Here is an 18,859-nt window from a genome sequence, read left to right as displayed (position 1 = left end):
TCCCTAATTCGCCTGTGCGTCGGCGACGAGTGCTGATTCCGCTGCTTTCACCGGAGCCGACGGCGCCTGGCCCGGTATTTCAAGGTCCTTCAAGCTGACGGAGATCGGCTCACCGCTCATTTGTTGCAGAAATGCGATGACGGCCATAATTTCATTCTTCGAAAGCCCGATCGGATCCTTATTGATCGCGGGCATCGTCGCTGGATATTCCTTGGGTGCCCCCCCATGCCGGAAATCCTGATAAATGAAGGCCTGGGGATCCGTCAGGCTTTCATAGAGGAAATCTTTGCTCAATTTTGCGCCGATGCCCTTCAAATCGGGACAGCGAGCGGATTCGCTGGGACCGATGGAATGGCAGAGTGCGCACTGGCCTTTACTGAAAAATACCGTCTGTCCGATCGCCGCGATGTCGGTCGGGGTCTTGATGCTCGCCAGGTCGATCTTTTCCTCTGCCGGAGGCAGAGAAGCCATCTGCGGCACGGCGAGCGACATCAACGAGAACAGCCCCAGTACGATGAATACGAACCCTGTGACCCGGACAAACGTGGCCTTGATAAAGAGCAGGATCAGAATCCCCATCCCGACGATTGACAGCGCGATCAATTGTAGTTGTGCGACTTCACTCATACGTCCTCTAATTTCTTGGTGCGGAAGTGCCGCGTCAGTTTTTGGGTGTCCAACTCAACACTCCCGACTCCAAACTTTCTTCATGTCCTTTGTTGCTCCTCCGGAGCCCCTCCAGCCATCGCCGGAAGGCCGTGCGGCAGTTCCGCTTTTCCCGAGCCGGCAGCGGCTTTGTACTTATCGCCCATGGTGGCCACCCAGAAGATAAAGGCCACGAGGATGCAGAAGAAAAACGTACAAAAGGCCATGATCAGCGACGCACTGCCGAGCGCGGGAGAATAGGCATAGGGCGACGAATCCCGCATGACCCCATACACGTGCCAATGAACACGGGATGAGGATCGCGCGTAGCCCATCAATGTCATGAGAAGAATGACCATGACGGCATTCAGAACCAGCGCATACCCGGCGCGGGGTGGCATACTGCCCCAAACCATTTCTGTCGTCGTTCTGGCGCTCTTGAGCAAGAGTGCCGTCAGCGGGGTGATCGTCAGGATGACGAAAATAACGATCAGCACCTGGGACGTGGAGAAGTAATTGATGCGGACGATTGCCGGTACGAAGTACCCCCACACCCCCAGCACGATGACGGCGATGCTGGCCAGGACCAAGATGGCGCCCATGACCGCCTTCCCGAACTTCGCCCACCCTGCCGTGTCCTGTTTTCCCGCTCGCCAATACATGACGAAGCTCATGAAGGTAATGAGAATCATGAGGTTCGACACGGTCATTTTGGCGGACATGACCCCCAGGACGCCGAGCAAGGGATGGTGGGCGCCTCCCATTTTCTGGGCTTCTTCGATGCTGGCGACGAGCGAATGCGGTGTCATCCACACCGCGAGACAAAACAGCAGACTAATCAGCATCCACAGCATCGGTCGCCGATATTTTGCCATTGATCCAGGAATGCGATAGGTGATGCCCAGCCAGAAGTAATAGTTCGAACCCATGAACAGGACCCCGATCAGCATGGCTTGGATGATGAAGAGCCAGGACAGGAATCCTCCCATCAGCGTAATCCCCATCTGCTGGTTGTATTGGTAAATTTCCCTCATGAGCCAATAGCCGGCGAACGGCAGAGCCAAGAGACCGAACACCCCGATGAAATTGCCGACATAGCCCATCCAATCGTAATGTTCCCGATCCTCGGTACTCTTGACCGACAGGTATCGGACTCCGGCGTACGCTCCGCAGATGTACCCACCGAGCACGACGTTGGCGATGAACCGATGGATGTTGATGGGCCACCAGGTTGGATTCCACGTTGCGGCCCAGGCTCGTTCGATGGCCGTGCCTTCGGAAATCACGACCGGGCTGGCCTGGAACGTGGCCCAGGCATTGGGCACGATCATGATGAACACGGCGAAGAAATTTAGCAGGAACCCCAGAAATATATGCAACGTTTTCTTATTGCCATACTGCATCGCATCCCACCCATACCAATACAGATAGAGCGTGGCGGTTTCTAACAGGAAGAGCAGGCAGTACAGTAAAAATGACGGGAAGAAAACATCCGTCAGATAATTCATCAGCTTGGGGTAGAACGCCACCAACAGAAACAGGAGAATGCCGCCGAACAAGGCGGTCGTTGCATAGGCCGAAGTGAGGAGTTTGGTAAACTCCTTCGCGAGCTTGTCGTATCGCTGTTCGCCTCCCCTCCAAGCGATGACTTCGCACAGCCACGCAAAGATCGGCACGCCTAAGACAAACCCGGCCAGGAGCAAATGCAGCTGCGCGACAAACCAGATAAGGTTGCGACTGCCGATATAAGGAATATCGCGATACTCGGTTGGACCGGCCGAGGCTCCCTCCGCCGCGAAACCGATCGAAGGGAGCGCAAGCCAACCAGCTGTCAACAAGAGACCTGCGAGCCATCCGCCGTGACTTCCGACGGCCCGGAGAGCCCGTTGAATCGTTCCGACCCCCTGTTGTATGGCACTCACCTCATCACCTCGCAAGTTACGGTTTCGTCTTGGCAGAGGAGTCCTTGGCGGTTCCGCCTTCGGCTTTCTCCTTCGCCTTATCTTTCTGACTTTTTGGGTCCGTCTTCAGTCGTTCCATTGCCTCGACTTGTGCCGCAAGCGACGCAAGTCGCTGCGCATTCTTGTTCAATGACTCGGACGGCTTGAACGGCGGTTCCGCCTGCACTTCGGGTTTCTTACAGCACTCATGCGGATGCGGCGTCGTCACCGGGAGTATGGTCCAAAACACCAATGCCAGCACTACACCGGCGCCCGCGACCGACGCCAACAGCAATCCTTGATCGGTCGGGACCCTCATGAGGTCCCAGCGGGTGACGAGTCCTTGATAATTTTCAGGTGCGGGACGGGCGTTTTCCGCCATACGGCGAATGATTTGCCCGAGAATGGACACCCCGATCACCGCCAAGATGATCAGAACCGCCGAGGAGATGGATCCCCAGATCGTCAGTTCAAGACCGATGCGTTCTGCGACTGGAAGACCGGTGTCGAAGATATGCCTCATGCTTTCCATTTGAGCCATGGAGTGAGAGGCGCTGATGGCGATCTCCGTCACACGGCTGACGATCCACCAGAGAAGCGGGAGAAAGAAGGTCCCGATGAGCGCGGCCCGCCACCAAATCGCAAAACCCAACCCGTCATGAGGCGGTTCTTTCCGCAGACGCTCCAGGAAAAACGTTTGACCGACCACGCCCAACGCCCAGATATCGACGGGGATCGATGCGCCAAAAATAAGCGGGAGACCGATCCCTTCACCAAAGTGTGTTTCAAAGATCGCCATGATGATGGGGGCGGCAAAGACGGTGACCGGACTCGCAAACAGCAACAAAAAAGCCAGTCCAAATCGTCCTTCGAAGTGCACCAATCCCATCGTCATGGCAAGCACAGCGAACACGGCCTTGATGGGAATACCCGTCCAGCAGGCTGGCCAGAGGATGCCAAATCCTATCTTCGTCGGAGACATTGATTCGCGTTCTTCAGCCATAACAAACGAGAAGGATCAACTAATCCAGGAATTCACGGTTAATGACCGCCGCGACTGTAAACAAGGCGATGACCACCATGATGGCGATCCAACTGATCAGGGCGATCGGTCGTTTGAAAATATTCCGCTCCGGATCTTTGTCGAAAAACGGAAGCGCGACGAGCAGCACCATGAACAGGACCGGCAATGCCACCGCTCCCAAAAACTGACCAAATTGGCCCGCAAAGAGTTTCAACCTCAGCAATTGGAAGTAGAACAGGAAATACCATTCCGGTTCGGGATGGTACTCCCCCGGGTCTGGCGTCGCCTGATCCAACAAGACGACCGGCTCCCAGAGGGCCAAGGCACAAATACCGACAAAGACAAAAGCCATCCCGACGATGTCTTTCCAAATTTGACGGGGAAAGAAATAATCTGTCTTCGCCTTGATTTCCTCGACGGTCCCCCTGAACGGTCCCGCGGGGGCAGCGACCCGAAACAGGAAGAGATGCAATCCGGCGAGAGCCATAAGTGCGGCCGGGAGAATCATCACATGGAGGACGAAAAATCGGCTCAAGGTCATCTGACCGGGAGTCGGTCCGCCTTTCAGAAACCGAGCCATGAAATCACCGATGACGGGCGTCTTATCCAAGATCTCAACACCCACGATCGTCGCCCAGAACGCACGCTGGTCCCAAGGCAGCAGATAGCCTGTAAAGCCAAAGGTGATCACAATGCCGAACAGTGCCAGGCCCACAAGCCACAGCAACTCTCGCGGCTTCTTATAGGCGCCCCAGAGAAACACTTGAGACATATGCGCGACGACACAGACGACCATGGCGCTGGATCCCCAGAAATGATAACTCAGCAGGAACCACCCATAATCGACCTCGTGAATGATATATTGCGTACTGTCATACGCGTGGTCTGCGGTCGGCACATAATAGAACATGAGCAACATGCCCGTCAGAGCCTGCATGGCGAAGATGAACAACAACACGGACCCGAACACATAGGCCCATCGAGAGCCGCCGGGGATCGGCTCGTTCAGCATCTTGGCCTGCATTTCCTTGAGGCCGACACGTTCATCCAGGAAGGCCACGAGCTTTTCGATCGTGCTGGGCTGATGATCGGGAACTGTTGCAGGAGAAGATTGCTTGATAGTCATGCCGCCGGCTCTCACACGATCCGAACTTGTGACTTCGTACCAGCCTTGAATTCCATATCGATGATCTCAACTTCGCCGTTCGCGGCCACGCGGACAGGTAATGCGTCCAAACCTCGCGGTGCGGGACCGTCCAGTACTTTTCCGGATGCATCGTAGATGCTCAAATGGCACGGACAGAGGAAGACTTGCCCCAAGGTCTTATGCTGCCGCCACTTGAAACCGCATCCCAAGTGTGGGCACTTACCGGAAAACGCAACATAGGGGATTTCTTTCTTGTTGGTCCAGATCGCTTTCCCCCTGGCATCGCGGAACTCCATGTCCTTGTCTTTGTAGACTTTTTCGAGTAGCTCCGGAGTCGCCCGAAGAACCCAGACGTTCTTCTCTATTTCGGATTCGGGCATGAAGGCTTCTTTTACTTTTTTCTTGTACTTGAATTGCACGCCGACATCTTCTTGCTTGATCTTGCTCACGTTTCCCACTTTCAGCCACTGGTTGTCGAAATCCGCGTACATCGGCTTCATGAGAAACCGCAGAATGGGATACGCGATCGGAAGTCCGATCAAAAATCCGATGACGTGCGTAAAATTCATGAAGAAGGTGCGGCGCTTGACACTCTTCTCGAGGTCGGGCAATGGGACCAATACCTCGCCCGGCATCACATGGATGTTGTCTTCAAGATGCGAGATCTCCACTTCATGAGTGGTGACATAGTCGTCCCGCCTGAAGGGAGGCAACGCCAGAATATCCGCCGACGGCGCGCGCAACTGCACAAGATCGTCAGTGACAGCCTGCACATGACCGATGGCAACCTGGCGCTCGCCCCTTCCGTTCATAGAAACGACGATGTGGCTGATTTCATGGGAGAGGGGATCGAGCACGACCTTGGTGACTTCACCAATGTCGAGGTCGGTGCACCGGACCTTGGATTTCAGCTTTGGTTGCAGCATTACTTCTTCTTGATCGGCTTCGGGGTGTTGACGGAGGCATTCTTGAAGGATCCCAACCAAGTGGCGAGCGCCGACATCTCCTTGGGATCCATGAGGTCCTTAAATTTGTCCGGCATGATGCCCTTCTGCCATTCCTTCTCATATCCCTCGGCCATGAAGCTCTTGGGGTCGGCAATTTTCTGCTGGATCTCTTCCACCGTCAACAACGAACCGATGTTGTCCAACTCCGGGCCACGCTTCTTTCCGCCCTCACCGCGCAACTTGTGGCAGTTGTAACATTCCTGCAGTTGCCACTGTTCCTCCCCGACCTTCATCACATCGCTTGAAGCCCCACTCCCTCCATCGGAGGCTGCGGAAGGTTTGTCTCGAGCCGGAGGCGCCGAGGTCGCCGTCGCCGCCTGACCTCCGCCAATACCCTTGAGCCGGTCTTCAAGCGCTTTGACCTGTTCATCCAGAGCCTTCGCCCGGGCTATCAGTTCTTCCGCTTTGCCCTGGCTCGACTGTTTTCGTTCTTTATCGAGAAGTTTCCCGATCTTTACCTTTTCATCTTCAGGGTCAAACTGTGGCAGCAGAGACGCTCCGGCCACACAGACCGTCACCAAAAGGATCCAGAAGGCCATGACGGCGAAAACGGACTTCCCTCCGCTCATGGTTCCGATCGGCTGCGCGTCAAGCAGCATGAAGACGATCGCCCCGATCAGCGAGACAACAAAGAACAGCAGTTGAAAATCGACAGGTACATCTTGTGAGCGCGCGATGCCGACCAACACCGCGCCGACCGCCGATCCTATACCCAGCTTTTTGAATATGTTCCCCATGCGAATTCTCGCTACCTCAGTAAGGCCCCATACGGTGATTACTTCGCTGCGACGGGGACAGGACTCCCCTCGGGTTCCCGCGCCTTCGAAACGGAAGGCCGAAGAGCGACCAGCGCAGCTAAGCTGACGATGGCAATAAAGAATACGGTGATGGCCGTAATCCATCCGGCCGAATACGAAAGCGTCGGAGTAAATGACTCCGCGCTGAGGTCCGACACCAAACTATACGTATGAAAATACTTCTTCAGCAGCGACCGTACGGCCCCCATCAAGCCCATGATCCACGTCGAGGTAAACGCCAAGAAAATCAGCACAAACTGAGAGGCGAAATCGATCTTGCCCCAGAGAATCGTGCCCTGCTTGATGGTTCTGTTATAGAGGACGTAATTGACGACCGTCACAAACACCAGCGTCAATATCGCCGAAAGTTTCGCCGGCATTGACGACAGATAATCCCATCCTTCCGGGAGTTTCAGCTCATCCGGCATATCGGTCCCGGTAGCCACAAATCCGGCAGGGGTAAGCCAAACAGCATCGCTCACGAGCATGACGATAAAGCCGATCTTGATGACTGTCTTCGCGGAAACCGTCATGGGGACGAACCGGCCCAACAGGAATGGCGACAATGCGAGCGGCAGCAGAAAGGCCAAGGACATCGGATCTGGAATCCAGTAACTATTCATCACCCACATCGTAGCGGGGAGCAACACCACCAAGACGATGGGAGCCAGGATCGTCATCCGCACATTTTCGGCTCCTTCAATGCGCTTAACGCTGAGCCAACTATAATAGTTGATGCCCAAGAACAAGAGTCCGATCATCACTCCTTGCATTTCGAAAAACATGGAGAGCTGATCCGCCATCATGTACGGACAGAACGAAAAGTCGTAATCGCACATCTCATACGCCAATAGCAGACCCGTAAACGGCTGCAACAACGACCCACCGACTGCGATCCAGATGGCGGCGAATCCCATCCAATCGTAATAAGCTTTCTCCTCCTGCGTCTTCGCTCCCATATACATGTAGGCGGCGATCATCCCGGCGATGAACCCGCCGAACGCCACATTGCCGTCGATCCGGTGAAGACTCAGGGGGAACCAACTTTGGTTCGCGATCTTATCCCACAAGGTGGCGGCTGCGAGAAAATCCTGCGGCGACACCCCTTCCGCTTTGGGCGGCGTGTTCATGAACGACGTTGGGCCGTTGATTACGAACAAGATCAGCAAACAGACAAGATTCAAGACCACGCCCAGTGCGATATGACGCCCTTTCTTTTCACCTTTCCAGACATCCCAGGTGTAGAGATAGGCATACATGAGAATCGTTTCAGCGATAAACAGCGCCGGATACAAGACCGCGAACACCATATAAAACTGGTTGATGAACGAGGTCGTGAACTGCGGGTAGGCGGCAAGAAGGACGAAAATAAACAAACCGCCGGTTACCGCCGTCATACTGAAGAGAATGACCGTGACCTTGGTAATTTCTTTGGCGAGGCGATCATACCGCGGGTCCTGTTTGCGGTAACCCAACCATTCTGAAATGACGACGAAGATCGGTGCCCCGAGGATAAACGCGGCAAACAAGATATGCAGCTGCGCGACGATCCATACTGCCGTCCGATTGCCTGTGTACGGAAACTCCACTGAAGACGCCCCAAGCTCCTGAGCATGGATGCTGGTTGAACCAAGCACACAAAGCGCGAGAAGCGTACCGAGCGTTAAGAGACTGTGCGACAGTTTTTTCACGATGTCTCGATGCTCCCTCACTTTAATAAATCAGCGCAGTATCGCATGTTCCTCTATTGCGTACCGATAAGGGGATCCCTGACTGCTTCACGAAAACAACCTGAGTCTGACAAGCGGTCTCGATTCTCCAAACCGAAGGAAAACCTCTCGACTGCCGCATATCGTAGATCCCGAAGACAGATGACAAATTCTGCACAGGCCAGCCGAGGAACCCTATCGGCTACTTCACACGAGCATCGATCCACTGCTTCTCTTCTTGACTCCAGACCTTGCCCGCCAATGAAAAATTCCGCTCATAGAGCACGAGCTTCCACCGGTCTTCGTCGGAGAGCTTGCTCTTCCAGCCTCGCATCTTGGTATTCGGCACCCCTTCGGATATACGCCAAAACCATACGGCATCCGAATACAGCTTCATGCGCTCAGGGTTTCGAAAGTCCGTTGCACCCGCCTTCACAGGTTTTCCATCTTTTCCATGACAACTGGCACAATTGACATCGGGATTTGTCTCACCCACGTACAACTTTCGCCCTTCTTCAAACTTCTGGACATCTCCCCACCAATCGGTCGGCATGTGCTTGTCGGCATATTCCGCCGGTGCGGGAGGCGGAGGAACGATCGGGCCATCTCCGGGACCCTGCTCACCGCAACCAGATACTACCCAGAGGGTAAGACCCAGGACCATTGGCGTGGAACTCGTTCTTCTAACCATTTCTTCTAATCATTGCGAGCATTCACGCGACCCTCGCGCGTGATTTCCCTTTTTCATGCTCGGCGTGAAGCCATAGCCGGGACAAATAAAAACGCTTCTGCCGAGGCGTTCATACCTCCTGCAAAAGCGTTCCCTCTACTCGCGCCCCAGCTGTTCTGCACTCCAACCCTCGCCCACCCATCGACCGATCCAGCGAGGTACTCCGCAGCCCCTCCTCAAGGACCGTTATCGGTGATTATGTTTTTCTCTTTCGGTACGATGGTGTTTTTGCCCGTTCCCTCCTCCGTTGAGAACGGACGAGCTTCACACCGAAAATAGTACCAGCCGCTACGACCACCGCGCCACCTCCCCATAATACCCAGGCGGGAGGACTACTTGCAGCGCAACCACTTCCAAAATCAACCCTGACCTTTCGTTCAGCCTCTAGATCTTTGGGGTCGAATTCAACTTTAAGATTTTTCTGCTCCGCCCTTGCTTCTATGAGAAGGGGATCGCCAAAGTTATCATTATGGAGATGGAACATGGCCTTGTAATAGCCATCGCCATCAGTCTTCACGACCTGGCCATATGAGATCTTGGTATCCTTGACAAGCACATCAATATTTGAAAGTCCCTTTCCGTCTTGATCACAAACATACCCTTCCACCATAAAGCGGTGGTCCGCTTCATGCGTCGCAGAAGCCACGGTAGGGAATAGAGCACCCAGTGCGAGACAGTAAACGAATACGCTCAGACCTGCTAGCCTTCTCCTGCCAAGCATCGAACTTGTTTGCTGACTCGTCGGTCGCTCCTTCGGAGAAATGCACACCGCGGTACCACGAGCACGCTACAATTGGGCAGGCGTTTCTAGCACAGCACTCCATCTTTGTCAACGAAAAGGCGGGCCGTTTTGGGGTCACTCGCGAGAGGTGCAACAAGTTCGTTAGGATTGAAAACTCTGCGCTCGAGAACGGCTTTAGAGATATCCTCGCGTACGTGCGTCTGCTTCCACTTTTGCAGCTTCAGCCCGACGCTCGGACTCTTTCTTGGACACCCAGGCTTCCCATGATTTTCCGTTCGCCGTGTCTTCCCCTGTGAACGCAATCGTGGTGATGTCGGAGTACGGAATGCGTCGAGGATCCGGTCGGTCGGCGGGAAACAGTTCAACAAAAGCGTCGGTCGCGGTGACGTGGCGGTTGTAAATGTAGCCGGTGATCGATTCACCGGAGCTCAACGTCAGTGTCACATCGCCACGATAGTCGAAAGCGAGCTCGACGGCTTCGATAGTTTCCGCCGAAGCGGCGGGTTTGAACACACGCCCCTCCAGAGAAGCAGTGGCATCCGCTATGTGATTCTTGATATCGGTCATTCGAGCATCATCATTCGGGTGCGTATTTCGTAAACTGAATGACCGCCCTACGAGTGGGGCGACAAAGACCGCTTCACGTGGGAATCACCGTGAAGTAGGCAAGAGGGTCAACTTGGCTGTCCGTGCAAACCCGGAAACGGTGCTAAATGTGTCCTCAACGGCCGATGCCTCATACCCGCAATGAACCATGCAATCGGCACATTTCTCATTGCGACCGGTTCCGTATCTCTCCCATTCCGTCAACTCCATCAGCTCACGGAACGTTCTGGCATACCCCTCCTGAAGCAAATAGCAGGGCTTCTGCCATCCGAAGACGTTATAAGTGGGATTCCCCCAGGGCGTACACTGGTATTGACGCCGGCCCATGAGGAAATCCAAAAACAGTGGAGATTGATTGAACTGCCAACCCGGCTTGGGGCGAGCAAGAATCTTGGAGAAGAGCTCTTGAGTCCGTGCCCGCTTCAAGAAATGTTGTTGATCCGGAGCCTTCTGATAACTGTACCCGGGTGAGATCGTCATCCCCTCGACACCGAGGCCCATCATTTCGTCGAAAAACTTTCTGATCCGTTCAGGATGTGCGTCGTCGAACAAAGTCGTATTGGTCGTGACCCGATGGCCGCGCTTGACCGCTGCCTTGATGGCCTTCACGGCCACATCATAGACCCCATCGCGACAGACCGCCAAATCGTGTTCGTCCTTGAGGCCATCCATGTGGACGCTAAACGTCAGGTACTTGGAAGGTTTGAACTCATCCAGTTTTCGCTCCAAAAGAATGGCGTTCGTGCAGAGATAAATGTATTTTTTCCGATCCACCAAGCCCTGGACGATTTTGGCGATTTCAGGATGGATGAGCGGTTCTCCTCCCGGAATGCTCACCATGGGTGCTCCGCATTCTTCCGCCGCCGCCCAGCACTGTTCAGGCGTCAACCGCTTGTCGAGGATATGGTCGGGATACTGAATCTTTCCGCAGCCGGCGCAGGCCAGGTTGCAGCGGAAGAGCGGTTCGAGCATGAGCACCAGCGGATACCGCTTCACTCCCCGCAACTTCTGGGAGAGCACATACGTCGCCACTGTATACATCTGGGAAATCGGAACAGCCATTCCGTTCTCCTTAACTATCTGATGGTGTTGTAATTGACCTTATATATATGAACAGCTACACGCGTAGCTGAACTCGGAGGCACAAGAATGTTCGGGATTGTAACATCTCACTCGAGGCCCGTCAATTTCCAGCATTCCATGCGCAGTCAGCTTGCGCTCAGAGGATATCGTCACTGCACGTCCTGACCCGGCGCCTGCATCGTAGTTTTACAGCGTCCGAGAACTAAACGATTAGCGATGATCTATGTGATGGCAAGCGCGCTATCTGGCGACACCGGAATCAAATTGATCCAATACATCTTTTAATGGAAATTTGATTCCTAGTCGGTCTTCAAACATCGATCTAGAATTTTCTAGAAATTCAAGAGCCTTCACATTCTGACCCTGCTCTTTGTAGACGAGGCCCAAATTTGCAAGGGCGCTGGCCTCGCCCCTCAAGTCACCTATTTTTCGACTAATCGCCAGCGCTAGTTCATAATGTTCGATAGCCTTGTCAACATGCCCAAGGCCGGCGTATGCGCCGCCCAGGTTCCCATGACCGGTGCACTCAGTTTTCAAGTCGCCGATCTTCTGACTAAGCACGATGGATTCTTTAAAATAGTCAATGGCCTTGGCATACTCCCTCATTTTGTTGTGGGCATTGCCTAATTTTCCGAGAGCATTGCTCTCCTCTCGAAGATCCCCAATACTACGAGCGATAGCTAGACTCCGCTCCAGACTCTCGATGCCTTTCTCGTATTGCTCAAGATTAACGTAAGCCGCGCCAACATTTCCCAGAGCGTTGCTCTCGCCTCGCGCATCTTCAATCCTGCGAAAAATTGTAAGTGCTTCTTCAGAATATTCAGCGGCCTTGGCATCCTGCCCCAGTAACTCATATGTAACCCCGAGACTTCCTAGTATGATCGCTTCGTTTCTCAAGTCACCATGCTTTCGATAGAAACCGAGGCCTTGGTCAAATGACTCAATGGCTTTGGCGTATTGCCCCTGATCTTTATAAACAATACCCAGGTTCATGAGAACGGTGATTTCGGCTAGGGTATTCCCGATCCTCCGATTAAGAACCAGTGCTTGTTCAAGATATCCGACCGCCGTAACATACTGCCCCATGTTTTGGTAGACAACGCCCAGACTCTCTAGATCAATAGCCTCATTGACCACATCGCCAACCCTGCGATGTATTGTTAGGGCTCGTTCTATATAATTGATGGCCTTGGCAAACTCTCCTAGGCTTCTATGAGCACCCCCTAGACCATTTATCGCGTTTCCTTCAAGATACAAGTTGCCACTGGCCTGGCTAAGGCGAACCGCTTCTTCAAATTGTACGATAGCTCCTCGCGCATCTCCGGCACGAACTAAAAATTTTCCGAAATGCTCACGATATAAAGCGTTCGCTGGAGCAAGTTGCACAGCCTGAGAGTAACTGGAAGCCGCCTGCGGCATCTGAACCTGCAATTCATGTATTTGCCCTTGCATGAATCGCCGTCCAGCTATGTCATCGATTAAACGCGTTTCTGTCGGCTCACCCTCGGCGAGCAGCGCCAAGGCCGCTTCCAACTGCCCAGCCTTCACGTTAGCCAATGCCTTTTTTTGCAGTTCGGTGCTTGCGGCGGTTTGTAGACCTTCCAACAGCTCCACAGTGCGCGGCATCAGCTTCAGGATGTCCGCTGAGGACAGCAGTCCTTCTTTGACCATGCTTTCGAGCTGCCGCCAAGCCATTTTTTCCCGTGATTCCCCCAGCTTGGCTTTAACCCACCGATAGATTTCACTGTTCTTATTCTTTGGCTTTGCTATGTTTTCGTGTGTTTCTTGGAATCCCATTGTCTCTTCGGTGAAGGGTATGGCAGAGGTTTGAGTGACAACAGGGCCTGTCAGCCAATCCGATAACTGTTCGTACCCGCCATATAGCAGTATGTTCCGAGGATGCCCGGCGCTTTTGAACTCAGTGTTCCAATCTCTATTGAGCGATTCTAAATAGCTGTTCCCCTTATCGATAGACCGTAACTCCTCAACCTGTCTGTTTTTGGGAATTAGCCGTCCCAGCTCTGCCAATTCGCTCCCATTGCTTGGACTCGCTAGTAGGACGAGGTTAGTTACTCTAAGTTGAGGATGAGCACGAGTGTGGCGACGCAGGATATACTCGCGAGCTACAAGCCCGCCCATGCTATGGGCGACAATCCGTAGCCTCCGATATGAATGCTTCTTCAGTAACTCATCGATCTCAAATTGTAGGTGATCTGCAATACTGAGAATGCTGGGACCATCTTGGAGGCGTCCAGCATAATCAAAGGCAACGACATAAGCTGAATCATTTTCTTGGGCAAGGTCCCTGGCGAGCTCCTCAGGGAATATGAAACGGGTGCTTGTATTTGTCCACGTCGCTTGCCCATCTCCGCAGAGCCCATGAATAAAGATTACTAAATTGTCTGCATCAGGCGAGCCATAATACCGGTGGACCCCCTCAGTTTTAGGTGGGCAATAGTTGAACGCCCAGTTAACGATGCTGACACCTAGAGAACGCCCACTCACCAGTGTCGCCATGAACAGAAGGCAAGTGAGGCGAGTCATCATCGGTGATGTGAGTACACGCAGATAAGGCGTTATGCCAACCTCTCCAGGAATTCACTCAGATTTGGATAGTATGCAGGAATAAGTGGAGGCGCCGAGCGGGTTCGAACCGCTGCATCGCAGTTTTGCAGACTGCTCCCTTACCACTTGGGTACGGCGCCTCGGAGGCGGCATTATAGTCGTTTCGTTTTCTGGAACACAACACAGACGCCAGTACGGCAGACGATAATGAATTACGTCACGCCCATCACACGCGATGAGCCGGAACCTGCTCTTTCTGGCCGTGAGTCCAAATCGTTCCAGCCGCCACGACTACTTAAAAGCAACCCATACAAAATCAGCATGGCGATACCAAGATGATGATAACTCTTCAGTGCTTCCCATCTGGCTGAACCCACGACCTCGTAATTCAACACCATCGTCAGCCCGACATAGACTGCCAACATGACGTATCCTGTACGGCTCAAACGGCCGCTCAATTGCACGGCGGCAGCCACCACGATAAGGGCGGCCGGGATCATCCACACCAAGTGCTGATCCCACGTAATCGGCGAAAAGAACAAGGCCAGAAGCAACGTACCGGCGCATTCCCGAGCCCACGTTGGATCCCCTGGCCCTTGAAACGTGCGTCGGCTGGACCACGCAAAGAGCCCCAACAGACTCACCGCGGCAGTCCCAATGATCGCATTCGCAACCGGCGACGGAAGATCCAACACCGGCTTGTAACTTTGGTCTACTTGCCGAAGCCGATGGGTCGGTGGGTAGGCCACCAAATATCGCAGCATGGTATGGCGAAGCGAAAGGTTGGCCTTCTGAAGCTCATTTTCCTGTCGCCCCTCAACCTGCCGATCAAGCACAGACAACACCGCGTTCCTGGTCCATTCCGAGTGATGGTCCCACCAGCTCATCGGGCCCATGTACAAGATTGGCAGGACGATCCAAAATACGGTGGCGAGTACGGTATATGAGGCCAATCGCCACTGCCGCTTCCAAAGAAACAGCAGGACAAAGAGCGCAGGGGTGATCTTGAGTACGATACCAAATCCGATCAAAACGGTCCCCAACCGCTCTCTTCCAATCCATATCGAGTAGATCCCGCCCGTGAGGATCCCCAACAGCATGAGATGCGGACCACCGTCGTCGAGGTCATTCAAGATGAATTGCAGCGTCAACGCTCCCGCTCCCACACCGACCAATAGCCGGCTCCATCCGCCATTGGAGCCGGCTGCGCCGCACAGCATACGGTGGAACAGCATGATCGTGAGAACCAAGCACCCAACAGCAACCGCATAACGAAGGGCTAAACTCGTATTTCTCTCGAAGGCGAGCAACGGCGCAAAGTAAATGCCGGTGGTCGGCAAATACATGTAGCAGTAGTCGTTGGCGTAGAGATATTCACCCGAGAGAAAGCGCCGTCCGATCTCACGATGGATATCAATGTCACGGAAGTGAAATGATCGCCCGAATGAGATGATATAGCCGTGCACCACGGCCATCATCACAAGCCCCGCTTTCACCAGCCGCGCAAAAAGCTCCGACTTGATGAACTCCCCGGCCCAGCGGATAATGGATTGTGATCGCATGACTCCACGGCACACATACATGACCTGAAAGAGCACGTCAATCGGTTCTTGGAGAAAAGGCGTGCGGCTTCTGCGAAGCAGGGGCTGAATCGAGGCAACTGTGAGCGATGTGCTTACCGGTGAGGCAAGACCGGTATTTTTCTGCCCAGCGTTGAAGGATGATCCGATCGGGGTTCCAGCGATTCCCACTCGTGTGAGGGAGCAGGTTCGATCACCTCGCCGTTTCCTTCCGCTTCTTTTTCTTTGGCAAGCAGTTCGACTTCCTCAATCAGTGTATCCATCAATTCTTCCATCGGAACCTTGCGGACCAATTTTCCTTTTTTGAACAAGATGCCTTTCCCTTCGCCGCCGGCAATCCCGATGTCGGCTTCTTTGCCTTCCCCGATTCCATTCACGACACACCCGAGGACCGACACGTTTAATGGCGTCTTGATGTGACTTAATTTCTTTTCCAACTCGTTCGCCATCCTGACAACATCGATCTCCACGCGTCCACACGTCGGGCATGCGATCACGTTAATGCCCCGGTGACGCAACTCGAGGGACTTGAGGATCTCGAACCCGACTTTCACTTCGTCGACTGGGTCGGCAGCCAATGACACGCGCAATGTGTCGCCAATACCTTGTGACAACAAGTAGCCAAGGCCAATCGAGGATTTCACCGCGCCCGTCATGGTCGTCCCTGCTTCTGTAATCCCGATGTGAAGAGGATAGTCGGACTGATGGGCGAAGAGCCAATAGGCATCGATGGCATGATGGACATCCGAGGCTTTCAGGGAAACCTTCATATCGGTAAAGCCCACGTCTTCCAGTGCGTGCACGGCATTGAGCGCGGACTCGGCCAGCGCCTCGGGCGAAGGCCATCCGTATTTCTCCAATAACGGCCGTTCGAGTGATCCTCCGTTGACGCCGATTCGAAGCGGAATCCCTCTTTCATTGACCGCCTTGATGACTTCTTCCACTTTCCACCACGCGCCGATATTGCCGGGATTGATCCGGACGCAATCGACGACTTGTGCGGCCTTCAACGCAAGACGATGATCAAAGTGAATGTCCGCGATCAACGGCACCGTCATGGCCGCTTTGATTTGCGGAAGGACCTGAGCGGCTTCGTCGTCGGGAACGGCCACGCGAATGAGCTCGCAACCCGCGGCCTCAAGCTGGTGAATCTGCGCGACCGTTGCGGCCACGTCACGCGTATCCGTCGAGCACATGGATTGCACGGATACCGGCGCGTCGCCGCCGATCTTCATCTTTCCGACCGATATCTGTCGGGTTTTTCGTCTGGCTATATGCATGTGACGTGAGTCTCTTTTCCTTTAGGCCTCAGCTACCCTGTTCGTCTCCATGGGGAAGATGGTCGGTCAGCGTAGCACCGATAAATTGAGATTGTACCGATGGGGTCTTGCCGAGCAGTTCTTTCACGCTCTGGTAGATGCCCTCGGCCGTCAAGCCATACCGTTCGCGCAACAGATCCTGCGGCCCCTGTTCGATGTACCAATCGGGGAGGCCGAGGATCTTGGTCTTCACATCCGTCACGCCGGATTCCGAGAGGGTTTCCAGCACAGCTGAACCAAATCCGCCGATCTTACAGCCTTCTTCCACCGTCACAATATAGCGTACCCGCTTTGCCACATCGACAATCAGGTCATGATCGAGAGGCTTGACGAATCGGCCGTTCACCACCGCCGTCGACACACCTTCTTTGCCGAGCCGTTCAGCTGCTTCAACAGCCTGCCACACGGACACACCGATCGCAATGATGGCCACATCCGTTCCGTCCTTCAGCAGCTCGCCTTTTCCCACAGGCACGGCATGGGGAGTCGAATCCATCTTTACACCGAGACTTATCCCTCGTGGGTAGCGCACCGAAATCGGCCCGTTAAAATCTAAACAGGTTTTCATCATGTGCTGCAGCTCGTTTTCATCTTTGGGAGCCATGACAACCATGTTGGGAACATGCCGCAGATATGCATAGTCGAAGGCTCCGTGATGCGTCGTCCCGTCCTCTGCAACGAGTCCTCCTCGGTCAATACAGAAGGCGACCGGAAGATTCTGAGTCGCGACATCATGCACGACCTGATCGTATGCCCGCTGCAAGAAGGTCGCGTACATCGCCACGACCGGCTTCAGCCCTTGCGCGGCAAGCCCCGCCGCAAACGTCACCGCATGCTGTTCCGCGATACCGACGTCGTAGAGGCGGTCCGGAAATTCTTTTTCGAATGCGGTAAGTCCCGTCCCTTCGCACATAGCCGCCGTGATCGCGACGACGCGCTTGTCCTCACGAGCCAATTTGACGAGGGTATCCATCGCGATTGTCGTGTAGGAAGGACGAGCCGCTTTCTTTGCGGGAGCACCCGTCTCCCTGACGAACGGAGGACAGGCATGGAACCATACCGGGTTCTTCATGGCCGGCTCGTATCCCAACCCCTTCTTGGTGATGATATGGAGCAGGACCGGTCCCTTCATCCTCAAAACGTTCTCAAGGGTCGGCAAGAGATGCTCGAAGTTATGGCCGTCGATGGGACCGCTGTACTGGAACCCCAATTCCTCGAAAAGCAAGCCGGGAAGAATGACGCCTTTGGCAAGTTCCTCGGCACGTCGAGCGAGCTTTTGCATGTCGGAGCCGATGTGAGGAATTTTCCCCAATAGCTGACCGGTCTCTTCGCGCATCTTTCCATAGAATTCGCCCGTGATCGTCCGACTCAAATAGGCGGAAATAGCGCCGACGTTTTTTGAGATCGACATTTGATTGTCGTTCAAGATGACGAGAAAGTCCTTTCCAAGTCCCCCGGCATGATGCAACGCTTCCAGTGTCATACCCGCCGTCATCGCCCCGTCACCGACGACACAGACCACCTTGTGTTTTTGTTTCAGCTGGTCCCGAGCTTCGACCATCCCGAAGGCAGCCGACACACCGGTGCCCGCATGACCGGCGTTGAAGGCATCGTATGCGCTCTCTTCTCGCTTACAGAATCCGCTCAGTCCTCCATATTGACGAAGCGTATGGAATTGTTCGCGTCGACCGGTCAAGAGTTTGTGCGTATAGGACTGATTACTGGTATCCCAGACGATTTTGTCGGTCGGTGTATCAAGAAGATACTGCAACGCGACCGTGAGCTCGACCACCCCCAAATTCGAAGCTAAGTGCCCGCCGACATTCGCGACCGTTCCGATGATCTGCTCGCGAATTTCCTGACACAATGCCGGGAACCGGTCCGGAGACAACCGCTTCAGATCAGCGGGACTATGGATCGTCTTCAATATGGACATGGATGGTCTCCTTCGTTTGTCTGCCATCA

The 18,859-nt window shown here is 54.1% G+C and carries 15 protein-coding genes and 1 tRNA gene; all 16 read right to left on the bottom strand.

What is annotated here, in order from left to right:
* Window positions 1–3: 3 nt before the first annotated feature.
* Complete coding sequence (locus A4E19_08030) at window positions 4–627, bottom strand: hypothetical protein (protein OQW31551.1); 624 nt, start codon at window positions 625–627, stop codon at window positions 4–6.
* Between the two features lie 80 nt (window positions 628–707).
* Window positions 708–2,582 (bottom strand): hypothetical protein, encoded by a 1,875-nt coding sequence (locus tag A4E19_08025; GenBank protein OQW31550.1) that lies wholly within the window; start codon window positions 2,580–2,582, stop codon window positions 708–710.
* A 1-nt stretch (window position 2,583) separates the two neighbouring features.
* Window positions 2,584–3,588 (bottom strand): hypothetical protein, encoded by a 1,005-nt coding sequence (locus tag A4E19_08020; protein ID OQW31549.1) that lies wholly within the window; start codon window positions 3,586–3,588, stop codon window positions 2,584–2,586.
* A gap of 19 nt (window positions 3,589–3,607) precedes the next feature.
* A complete protein-coding gene (locus A4E19_08015) occupies window positions 3,608–4,735 on the bottom strand; it encodes a hypothetical protein (GenBank protein ID OQW31548.1) in 1,128 nt (375 codons plus the stop codon).
* Between the two features lie 11 nt (window positions 4,736–4,746).
* On the bottom strand, window positions 4,747–5,682 hold the full coding sequence (locus A4E19_08010) for a hypothetical protein (protein ID OQW31547.1): 936 nt from the start codon (window positions 5,680–5,682) through the stop codon (window positions 4,747–4,749).
* Window positions 5,682–6,500 (bottom strand): hypothetical protein, encoded by an 819-nt coding sequence (locus tag A4E19_08005; protein OQW31546.1) that lies wholly within the window; start codon window positions 6,498–6,500, stop codon window positions 5,682–5,684. The genes A4E19_08010 and A4E19_08005 overlap by 1 nt, the downstream gene beginning before the upstream one ends.
* 38 nt (window positions 6,501–6,538) lie before the next feature.
* Complete coding sequence (locus tag A4E19_08000; protein ID OQW31545.1) at window positions 6,539–8,272, bottom strand: hypothetical protein; 1,734 nt, start codon at window positions 8,270–8,272, stop codon at window positions 6,539–6,541.
* Between the two features lie 199 nt (window positions 8,273–8,471).
* A complete protein-coding gene (locus tag A4E19_07995) occupies window positions 8,472–8,933 on the bottom strand; it encodes a hypothetical protein (protein ID OQW31544.1) in 462 nt (153 codons plus the stop codon).
* A 262-nt stretch (window positions 8,934–9,195) separates the two neighbouring features.
* On the bottom strand, window positions 9,196–9,720 hold the full coding sequence (locus tag A4E19_07990) for a hypothetical protein (GenBank protein ID OQW31543.1): 525 nt from the start codon (window positions 9,718–9,720) through the stop codon (window positions 9,196–9,198).
* Between the two features lie 195 nt (window positions 9,721–9,915).
* Window positions 9,916–10,308, bottom strand: a complete 393-nt coding sequence (locus tag A4E19_07985; GenBank protein ID OQW31542.1) for a hypothetical protein — start codon at window positions 10,306–10,308, stop codon at window positions 9,916–9,918.
* Window positions 10,309–10,392: 84 nt separating this feature from the next.
* A complete protein-coding gene (locus tag A4E19_07980; protein ID OQW31541.1) occupies window positions 10,393–11,409 on the bottom strand; it encodes a hopanoid biosynthesis associated radical SAM protein HpnH in 1,017 nt (338 codons plus the stop codon).
* A gap of 261 nt (window positions 11,410–11,670) precedes the next feature.
* On the bottom strand, window positions 11,671–13,947 hold the full coding sequence (locus tag A4E19_07975) for a hypothetical protein (GenBank protein ID OQW31540.1): 2,277 nt from the start codon (window positions 13,945–13,947) through the stop codon (window positions 11,671–11,673).
* 113 nt (window positions 13,948–14,060) lie between these two features.
* Window positions 14,061–14,135, bottom strand: a tRNA-Cys gene (locus A4E19_07970).
* A 72-nt stretch (window positions 14,136–14,207) separates the two neighbouring features.
* Window positions 14,208–15,557: a hypothetical protein gene (locus A4E19_07965; GenBank protein ID OQW31539.1), complete on the bottom strand. Its 1,350-nt coding sequence runs from the start codon at window positions 15,555–15,557 to the stop codon at window positions 14,208–14,210.
* Between the two features lie 113 nt (window positions 15,558–15,670).
* Complete coding sequence (locus tag A4E19_07960) at window positions 15,671–16,855, bottom strand: 4-hydroxy-3-methylbut-2-en-1-yl diphosphate synthase (protein ID OQW31538.1); 1,185 nt, start codon at window positions 16,853–16,855, stop codon at window positions 15,671–15,673.
* 28 nt (window positions 16,856–16,883) lie between these two features.
* A complete protein-coding gene (locus tag A4E19_07955) occupies window positions 16,884–18,830 on the bottom strand; it encodes a 1-deoxy-D-xylulose-5-phosphate synthase (protein OQW31537.1) in 1,947 nt (648 codons plus the stop codon).
* Window positions 18,831–18,859: the final 29 nt, after the last annotated feature.

The sequence above is a fragment of the Nitrospira sp. SG-bin1 genome, from assembly GCA_002083365.1.
Lineage (GTDB): Bacteria > Nitrospirota > Nitrospiria > Nitrospirales > Nitrospiraceae > Nitrospira_D.
Note: the sequence above shows the minus strand (reverse complement) of the source record. Positions and strands in the feature narration are given on the sequence as shown.